The sequence below is a fragment of the Carboxylicivirga marina genome (genome assembly GCF_016612505.1).
GTDB classification, from domain to species: domain Bacteria; phylum Bacteroidota; class Bacteroidia; order Bacteroidales; family Marinilabiliaceae; genus Carboxylicivirga; species Carboxylicivirga marina.
This window is the reverse complement of sequence record NZ_JAENRR010000104.1, coordinates 1-9,180: the sequence shown is the minus strand read 5'-3', so window position 1 is coordinate 9,180 and position 9,180 is coordinate 1. Positions and strand designations below refer to the sequence as shown.

The window sequence follows — 9,180 nt, the reverse complement described above, 5'->3', positions numbered from 1 at the left end:
GATGGGATGGTTTTTGGAAACATTTTTCTGACGTATACTACACTAAAAATGCTGCGTAATATGAGAACTGCACCCATTGAAATGAGACAAACTGTTTGTAACATTAATAAAACTAAGGAATTGCATTCACTAAGTCCATAAAATCTTCGAATTTATCTATATCATCCTGTGACAACTTATCGCCATCCAATGGCATATTTCCGGAATTAACCTGATTATACATACCAGATGCATTATTGATAGCATTTGTTAGGTTTCCATAATTACTCGAATTATCCTTACTGTGATAACCAGCATGACAACTTATACAATTTGTTGTAATAACAGATTTTAATGTGTTATTGTAGAATGTCTCTGCTGCCTTATATGCCTCATTATCATCACGCATTATTTCATCATCACTTGAATTGGAGCAAGCAAAAGAAAATAACGAAACAACGAATAAAAAAGTGATTTTTTTCATGACTGTTAATATTTAAGTGGTTCATTACGTTCTAATTAGACTCTTAAATTTTAAGGCCGTTAGGTTTAAACAGTAAACGTTAGCAATATAATAATGGTTCAAGACAAAAGTTAAGTCAGGAGTCTTGATAAACTGTTATACTAAAAAGTTCTTGAGGTGAGTACAATCTCTTAATAGTAAAAAAGAGGACGAATGTCCCCTTTTTTCAATTAAGTTTATAGTTTTATTAAATCTGCTGCTTCCTTTATATTTTCTTTCAATTTGTCTGCTATATCGCCATTACCATCCTCGTCATCAGGATTAATTTTTATTATTCCATCTTCATCTTCGTCAATCGCCTGTGATAAATCTATTGTATGTAATGAATTTAAGAATTGGTCAATAACGAATTTAACGTTAATTTCTACATTATTGCCTGAAACAACAATACCTCCTGTATATTCAAAATCAAAATTTTCGCTTGTGTCATGCCAGAATTCAAACGGAGTACCATCAATAATCCCTGTCATATATAATGAACGGTCATACAATGGATCTGTTTCCAACCTATCCATATCTTTATGTAGCTTAAATCTCAATACTTTGTATGTGCCATCAGGTATATCAATCGTTCCAATAGTTTGACTAAGCGCATCCGTCTCGCTCATCAAATCAACATCATATGGACCTCTGAATTGAACTTCCGTAGAACTTAAATCACTTTCATCCAACTTAAATTCAACATCTCTGAAGGAAAGTTTAAAATCTGTAATCTTGACATCAGCAACAAGACTATTTTCCCCTGATTTTAGAGTTTGATTAACACCTGTTAAGCTTAATGTCACACTACCACTTTCATCATCTTTGCTACAAGAACTAAATGCAACGATAACTGTCATCAATAGATAAGTAAACTTTTTCATAATCCTTTTTTTTATGTTACGTATATACTACATAATTGAAGTTTTTCAGGCTTCGAATGCATGAATGGTGTTAATTTATTTTTTGCATGTTTTTATACCAAACGGCAGGTATAACGGACACCAGTTAATAAGAGCAGTAAAAACAGGAATTATACCAATTAAACCCCACCAACTATTGTAATAATAGCCTGCAATACCAATTGTTAATCCAATGATGATACGAGTCATTTTATCCATACTCCCTACATTACGTTTCATCCTTTTATCTTTTTAGTTTATAATTATATCATCAAAATTACCACTAAACCTTTGCAGATGTTTGTGACTTAGGTTACACAAATAAAAATCTGCATCATTAGCTTTGTACAATATCGTTTGTAATACTGAATCTTATTTTTGATGATAAAAATTTATTGTATTGAAAAATCCGGAAGCTATCGTGATATGTTTATTAAGTTTCTTCAAGAAACTCACCCGATTGAAATTCTCGGGGTAAGTACAAGTTTTACTGGTTGTGATGAACGTTTATTGAAGTTAGCAGATATAATAATTGTCAGTTGTAGTGACTTTCAAAGGATAAGCAAATTCAAGCAACAGATGCTTTGCAATTCCAAAGCTAAAATTATTGGAATATGTAAATTCACAAAGAGTTATGAACCATTAGTGCTTAAATCAATTGGCTTTAGTGCCTGTGTTAACTTTTCAAATCTGGTTCCTGAAATTGAGATCGCAGTTCATCAGGTTTTGAAAAATGATTATTATTTCCCGGAGAGCTGTAATTTGTAGATTTGATTATAGCTTTCTCTTAAAATTTATGACGCCTCTTTCGATAGATAATATGCCTTCTTTTTCTAATTGCTTGAGTAGTCTCGAAATAACTTCTCGTGCAGTGCCTATTTCATTGGCTAACTCTTGATGAGTTATTTTTATGGTCTCACCATTGGTGATCTGTAAATCTTTTAATTTTTTATACAAACGGCTGTCAGTTTGTTTAAAAGATATACCATCAACAAGCTGGAGTAAAGAATCAAGGCGGGTATAATAAAGTTGCATTACAAATTTTCTCCATCCTTTAAAACAATCCATCCATTCTCTGACTTTTGATGCTGGAACTATAACCAACCTGGATACTTCTTCAGTTATAGCCTCCGCATTGCTTTGCTTTTCATTGATACAAGATGTAATTGAAAGAATACAGCTTTCACCAGAATTAATGTGATACAAAATAATCTCTTTACCATTTTCATCTGTTTTTCTTACTTTAATTCTCCCATTAATAAGCAGCGGAATTTCTTTTATATAAGATGACTCCCTTAAAATGATGGTCCCTTTCGGTATTTCTACTTCGCTTAAACCATTAATTTGATTAAGAAGTTCTGGTTCAAATATGTTTTTAAAATCCGCATCCATATATTAATAGTATATGTGTTCCAATAAGATTTTTAAGCCTAATCCAATTAAAACAATCCCTCCGAAAATTTCAATGCCTTTGTTGATTTTATTACCAAGTTTTTCACCAACAAAAACGCCTATTGTAGAAAAAAGAAAAGTAGTTGAACCAATAATTAGCATTGCCAGCCATATATTAATTTCAATTAATCCGAATCCAATTCCTAATATCATCGCATCTATACTTGTTGCAATAGCCATTCCCGCTAATAACATGTTTTTAGTAGGATTGGAATTCATTTCGTCAGAAGATCCTATAATACCATCATAAATCAACTTACTGCCTATCCCTAATAACAAGAAAAACGCAACCCAATGATCATAGTCTTCGATAATGCTTTTAAAACTGCTTCCAATAAGCCATCCTACTAATGGCATTGTGCCCTGAAAAAAAGCCATAAAAGAAGCTACTTTAAGAATATGTTTCAGTCTAATATTTTTTGAACAAGCTCCTGTGGTTATACTTGCTGCTAAACTGTCAATTGATAGGCCAACACCGATTAATGTAATTGAAAGTAAATTCATTGATAAATTTTAAAAAGAATTTTGTCCTAAACTTAATTGTAATTTTGCAGAAATTTGGAAAGTATGGACAGATTTAAAAAGCAGAATAAAATAAATGATTTGGTTGGAGCTTATTACCTGTGTAGTCTTAACCCTTCTCACAAAAAGCCAAACCGTGAAACTCATTTATAAAACCAGTTTTTGAGACTGTCAAAGCCTGTGTAGGATGTATGAGAAAATATTGTCTCACAAAACGGTGGTTTAATTAAACTACACTCTTTTTACATCTTGGTTCACTTCATAAATTCGCAAGTCATCCACATTTGAAAGGGCTTCTCTGGCATCAATGCGGTTGCGTTTATTTCTAAACCATTTATTATATCTTTCCAATTCACACCATTTGCAGCCGCACCTTAACGAGTGGTTTTTGCTAAGGGCATTCATTGAAGCATATTTCCAATCAAATGCGTCCCAAAGCTTCTTGCGCTTCTTAGCGTAGTCTCTATCTTTTTGTGTTCTCATTTGATTTAAGTTTTGGTTGGTTTATAATTATCTGAGATAATTTTTAGACCTTATTTTCTACCCTTTAGGTAAATATCCAAGGCCTCTTTAAAGTCCTTATCTAGTTTTTTCAGTGTTTTACCTTCATAAGATACTAAATCAGGTTCAATTCCTTTAACATGACCATAGAATAATCCATCCGTATCGTTCCAGTCTGGAGACGCCGATCAAAGTGACCACCTCAGGCCAATTTAAATTGACCACCTTTGCCGGTGCAAAGTGACCACCGACCATTTTCAACAAAAAAGAGAACGTTTTTCTTCTGTCAGTTTCTAACAAATTTAATGTTTTTTATTCATTAAGGATATTTCGCTTTTTTCTCATTGATTCTCCCATTAATTCAAATCTGTGCGATTGATGTATTAGGCGGTCAAGTATTGCATCGGCAATCGTTTTCTCCCCGATTATTTCATACCATTTGCTAACAGGTATTTGAGATGTCACGAGCATTGAACCTCTATTATGCCTGTCTTCAATTAACTCTAATAAAGCTATTCGGTTTTGACCATCCAATGGTTGCAAGCCAAAGTCATCGAGTATAATTAATTGATGCCTGGCTATTTTTGCAAGCTCTTTAAGATATGACCCATCGGCCTTTGCCATTTTTAACTTTGAAAACAGTTTCGTTGTATTAAAGTACAATACTCTATACCCTTCAATACAGGCCTGGTAGCCTAATGCTGTTGCAATGTAGCTTTTTCCGGCTCCGGTACTGCCCGATATTAATACATTCTCGCTCTTATTAATAAAATCACATTCTGCCAGTCTTAACAGTTTTGTTCTATCAATATTTCTGGCATGATCGTAAACCACGTTTTCAATGGTTGCCTTATAATGAAACCTTGCATTTCTTATCAACCGCTCTATTTTTCGGTTATTGCGATCGTCCCACTCTGCATCTGTTATCATCGATACAAACTGATCTATTGTGTAATCGTCGGTTTTACCGGTTTCGATGGCGGTTTTAAAAGCCCCATGCATACCATGGAGCTTCATCTGTTTCATTCGTGTTAATGTTACTTCATTCATTAGTTTTAAATTTAATCAGTTATAATATTTTCTTCCTCTTATATTGTCGTGAAAGGGAAGCTCCGGTTCGTCCGGTTTCTCATTATCAATCTTATCTAAGCCTTTTTCCAGTATCTTTTGTATGATCCTGTAATTGTATACCTGATGCTCCAATGCTCGTTTGCATGCATTGGTGAGTCTTTCGTTTCCTACCTTTTTGGCAAACGATAATACACCCATACAGCTTTTATATGCTTGCTCAGGGTGTTGCTTTCTTTCCAGTATATTGATTATAAACTCCTTTACACTATGGTCAATTGAAGATGCCCAGTTAATGAAACGCTGTGGTGTCCATGCGGCAACAAACTGGTGTGTTGATGCTAGGTGGTCTTTGTTAGTAGTGTAGAAGTATTTTCTGCCATCTCTTTTGTGCAATGCTATACGGTTGTATTTGTGATATATTTCAACGCTTGCGGATGTATATACCAGTTTAACCTTCTTTTTTAAGTATTGACAAGGGACACTGTAGTAATGCTGGTCTTTACTTAACAGCACATGACCGTTCATCGCTACGGTAGCCATAGATATTTCTTTAATCTCATATTTCTCTACAGGCAATGGAGCTAACTGGGCTTTTTCGTCTTCGATAAATAATTGATGGCGAGATGTTGGCCTGCCGGTTAACTTTTTGTTGTTATGCTTGTCCAGTTCATCCCAAATCGCATTGTTAAGCTCATCTAAGCAGTAAAATTTTTGGCCTCGTAAAACAGGGTATATCCTTTGATACAATATTTTAACAGCTCCTTCTGCCAGTGATTTATCCCGTGGACGATAGGCCCGGGCTGGAAGAACTGTTGTGCCATAGTGTTCCGCAAAGTCCATAAACGTTTCGTTAATGGTAGGTTCAAACCGGCTGCTTCTTATTACGGCAGACTTTAAGTTATCCGGAACGATAGCTGCAGGCACTCCTCCGTAAAAATGCAGGGCATTTTCGACCGAAGTAATGAAGTCTTCTTTTTGTTGGCTTGGAGAGGCTTCTGCATAAGTGTATTGACTGGCTCCCAGTATGGCAACAAAGAACTGCACCTGTTCAACTTCACCCGTTTCTTTATTGATGATTTCTAGAGTTTTGCCTGCATAGTCGATAAACATCTTATCGCCTGCTTTATGCTCCATATGCATCACTGGGTTGACTTTCTTGCTCCAACGCAAGTAATGGGCTTTAAATTGGCTTAATTTAAGTCCTTCAGGATGTTTTTGATGGTATTCTTTCCACATTCGATGTTTTGTAACGCCGGTCTTTTTAAGTTCGCGCTCCATGTGCGGAAAGAAATCATAAACCTTTTTTAGCTTGGGCGAAAGAACATCTTCGGTATCCCGGCTAAAGATTTTTTCCAGCTCGGAATCGCTCTTCTGGTTTATCTCATCAATAGTAAGGTTCAATACCCTATACAATGCTATGTACTTCTTTACCGTGTTACGTGACAAACCCATGTATCTACTGATGAATTGCTTTGCTTTTCCCTGATGGTGGAACTGGATGACTTTTCTTACTTTACTCATGTCGATTAATTTATTAGCCATATTTTCATATTAATTTGTTTAAATCAGTATGAAATTAAGGCTTCGACAGAAGTAAAAGCGAGCTCTTTTATGGGGTGGTCAATTTAGTCCGGCGCTACTGGTCAGCTTGTTCCGGCCTTAGGTGGTCAGTTTAAACTGGCGGCTATGGTCATTTAATTCCGGCTTTGGGTGGTCAATTTCACCGTTTTTTCCAATGTAGACCTCCATTTTTTTCAGAATGCCATTCGCTAGCTATTTCAGGATACAGCACCGCCAGATTCCTTTCATCCTTAACTTTGATAAATGGACGGGGACAGATTGGACAGCCGGTATTTTGCTGGGTTCGTACATTAATCGTTGTTTTCCATGTATGACCATTTTTACAACGCCACCAAACTTTCTTATTTGCCTTATGCCGAAAATGTTCTGGCAATAATGGTGCATTTAAGTCATAAGCCCATTGTGCAGCAATATCAGGTTGCATATGTGCAAAAGACTGCTCTGGTGGTGGTGCAGGTAAAGTTGATACTAACTTACGATACTGCTTTTCATTGATAAGACGGCGTCCTTTGATATATTTATTTAGCTTTTCTCTTTGATGAACGGTTAGCTCAGCATGCGATAAAATACTCCTGATAAGTTTAGATATAACGAGAAATTCATCTTCGGAAAATTTATATGAAACGTCGCGTTCACTTAAATGCAATAATCCCTCTTCTCTTAATCTAAATAACTGGATTCCGATTGCTTCAAAGGCAGTTGATTTCACCAATTCGCGCTCAGGATATTGGCTATGCCAATAAACTCCATCTATTTCGATTCCAATGTTAAGTTTCCTTAAAAATATATCACATTCATAACCGACAAATTTCTCTCGCCAATTAACTTCTTCAAATAACGCATCTAGCTCTGTATAAACTGCTATCTCAATCCTTGATGTTTGTAGAGAACACTTTGGACACCCCGTATTATTATTTACTCGGCTTCCTATTGTTGCTTGCCAAGCATGTCCATGTTTACAAAGCCACCAGACTTTTGCAGAACCGCCTGCAACAACATCATCTGGTGTTAAAAGTACATTTTTGGATGGATGCCAACTTTCGGCAATATCAGGACGAAGCTTAGCTAAGCTATTGTCCTTGCATAACTTTTTATTGCTGCAGCATGGGCAAATACTTTTCCAATCTCTTGTGCGATTTTGAATTGTCGCTTGCCATGAATGGCCTTTTTCACATTTCCACCAAACCTTACTTTTCGAGCGTGGCGTGAAATTTTCTGGCCTCCGTTTCGCATTCTTGGCATTATCCCATTCCTTGAGCAGCTCAGGATATTCTGTCGCAAAGTTCCTTTCCTTCGTAGGCTTTTGTCCTGCACAATATGGACAACCATGCCCTCTATTACGAGTATTAATTCCTGATTTCCACTCATGACCCTTCGAGCACAACCACCATACTTTTTTGCCGGAACCATACGATACATCATCGGCTGTTAGTGGTGTATTCTTAGTTGGGTGCCATTGCTTTGCAATGGCAGGATATTCAGCTTGTAGAGTATCAGTCCGTTTAACAAGTCCAAGAGCTTGTTCTATTGTACAACCGTCATTGAGCCTGGCGAAGATATGAGTATAAGAACGACCATAATACTTTGCGGCCTGCTTGATATTTGGAAACTCTTGACCTTGCACTGTTATAGGTATGCCAGGTGTGGAAGTGGCATATTCAGGGCGCGGCTCAACTCCAACTGCTTGCTCTGGCGTCCATCCTTTTGAAAGGCGGTAATCAATTGTAGTACGCGATAAACTAAAAGCAATAGCTGCACTATTGATCGATTCATAGATGCGACCTTGAATCTTGATTTTTCGTTTGTTACTTTTGGTAGTCAATGTTACATTAAGATCTCAGAATCGATTCGATTGTATGTTGTCTGTTAATCAAAGCTACAACATTCAATTAATAACTCAATACGCTAGATAATCAAATCTAATAATTAATGGTGTTCTAATAGCCCAAATCAAACAATAGTCAATATCAAGAATCATAGGTTAGCTATCGCAATACAAGTCATTGAGCCTTTAAAATGAATATAAAGCACGTTACTTGTGGGCTCAAAACATGGTTTTGGTGAGAATTTTCATTAGATACAAATACCAACTTTAGTAAGATGATTAATAATACCAATATCAGACTTACATATACAACACTACTTTTATTTATCAACTTTTTCCAATTCCTCAATTAGCCTATAAACAGTTGTACTAGGGTTATCATATTCATTAAGTCGCTTTGAGCGTGCTATAGCTTCGCTTTGACCATTTCTTAAATCAGCTTTCATTTGATCTGTTAAAGAGCCTTTAGAGTATTGAGGCCAAATCCTAATGAGTGACCGTATACATACATCAGTAACAATATAAGCAGCATGATTTTGATGATGTAACTTAAACCACAACTCACAGCAAGGGTTTGATGCTAAGACTACAGCATTCTCAATCTGAATTAATTTACCAAGAATTTCCTCTCTATCTAGATCATAAAACAAAAATACTTTATCTGTTACTTTATTATAACTACCTCTTAGTTGCCTATTTACAACCTTATTAGATATTTCAGTACCTATAACTTTAGGTTTAATTTCAATTGGCAATCTATATTCTCGTCTTAGCCTGAATAATTCATGAACCAAATTTAAGAAGAAATGGACTCAATATTTAATTTAAGGAGTCATCTTCAACTG

The 9,180-nt window shown here is 35.8% G+C and carries 11 protein-coding genes; 1 reads left to right on the top strand and 10 read right to left on the bottom strand.

Features of this window, described 5'->3' with window-relative positions; genetic code table 11:
• Window positions 1–112: 112 nt before the first annotated feature.
• The 3 genes from JIV24_RS21455 to JIV24_RS21445 form a co-directional block, all read right to left on the bottom strand.
• Window positions 113–463 carry a cytochrome c family protein gene (locus JIV24_RS21455; RefSeq protein WP_200467140.1) on the bottom strand — a complete coding sequence of 117 codons (351 nt, stop codon included), beginning with the start codon at window positions 461–463 and terminating at the stop codon, window positions 113–115.
• A gap of 215 nt (window positions 464–678) precedes the next feature.
• A complete protein-coding gene (locus tag JIV24_RS21450; protein ID WP_200467139.1) occupies window positions 679–1,365 on the bottom strand; it encodes a hypothetical protein in 687 nt (228 codons plus the stop codon).
• A 75-nt stretch (window positions 1,366–1,440) separates the two neighbouring features.
• The gene (locus JIV24_RS21445; RefSeq protein ID WP_200467138.1) at window positions 1,441–1,623 is read right to left on the bottom strand and encodes a YgaP family membrane protein; all 183 of its coding nucleotides are present in this window, start codon (window positions 1,621–1,623) and stop codon (window positions 1,441–1,443) included.
• A gap of 141 nt (window positions 1,624–1,764) precedes the next feature.
• On the opposite strand from JIV24_RS21445, the gene JIV24_RS21440 reads away from it, so the two are divergent.
• The gene (locus JIV24_RS21440) at window positions 1,765–2,151 is read left to right on the top strand and encodes a hypothetical protein (protein WP_200467137.1); all 387 of its coding nucleotides are present in this window, start codon (window positions 1,765–1,767) and stop codon (window positions 2,149–2,151) included.
• A gap of 6 nt (window positions 2,152–2,157) precedes the next feature.
• Here JIV24_RS21440 and JIV24_RS21435 read toward each other — a convergent pair whose 3' ends face one another.
• The 7 genes from JIV24_RS21435 to JIV24_RS21405 all read right to left on the bottom strand — a co-directional run bounded on the left by JIV24_RS21435 (window position 2,158) and on the right by JIV24_RS21405 (window position 9,090).
• Window positions 2,158–2,775: a Crp/Fnr family transcriptional regulator gene (locus tag JIV24_RS21435; protein ID WP_200467136.1), complete on the bottom strand. Its 618-nt coding sequence runs from the start codon at window positions 2,773–2,775 to the stop codon at window positions 2,158–2,160.
• A 3-nt stretch (window positions 2,776–2,778) separates the two neighbouring features.
• Window positions 2,779–3,339, bottom strand: a complete 561-nt coding sequence (locus tag JIV24_RS21430; RefSeq protein ID WP_200467135.1) for a manganese efflux pump MntP — start codon at window positions 3,337–3,339, stop codon at window positions 2,779–2,781.
• Window positions 3,340–3,588: 249 nt separating this feature from the next.
• Window positions 3,589–3,840, bottom strand: a complete 252-nt coding sequence (locus tag JIV24_RS21425) for a hypothetical protein (protein WP_200467134.1) — start codon at window positions 3,838–3,840, stop codon at window positions 3,589–3,591.
• A gap of 330 nt (window positions 3,841–4,170) precedes the next feature.
• Window positions 4,171–4,908, bottom strand: a complete 738-nt coding sequence (istB, locus tag JIV24_RS21420) for an IS21-like element helper ATPase IstB (RefSeq protein WP_200467133.1) — start codon at window positions 4,906–4,908, stop codon at window positions 4,171–4,173.
• Between the two features lie 15 nt (window positions 4,909–4,923).
• Complete coding sequence (istA, locus tag JIV24_RS21415) at window positions 4,924–6,471, bottom strand: IS21 family transposase (protein WP_234445917.1); 1,548 nt, start codon at window positions 6,469–6,471, stop codon at window positions 4,924–4,926.
• Between the two features lie 178 nt (window positions 6,472–6,649).
• Entirely contained in the window at window positions 6,650–8,332 is a 1,683-nt protein-coding gene (locus tag JIV24_RS21410) for a zinc-ribbon domain-containing protein (RefSeq protein ID WP_200467131.1), read from the bottom strand.
• 323 nt (window positions 8,333–8,655) lie between these two features.
• Window positions 8,656–9,090, bottom strand: a complete 435-nt coding sequence (locus tag JIV24_RS21405; protein WP_200467130.1) for an RloB family protein — start codon at window positions 9,088–9,090, stop codon at window positions 8,656–8,658.
• Window positions 9,091–9,180: the final 90 nt, after the last annotated feature.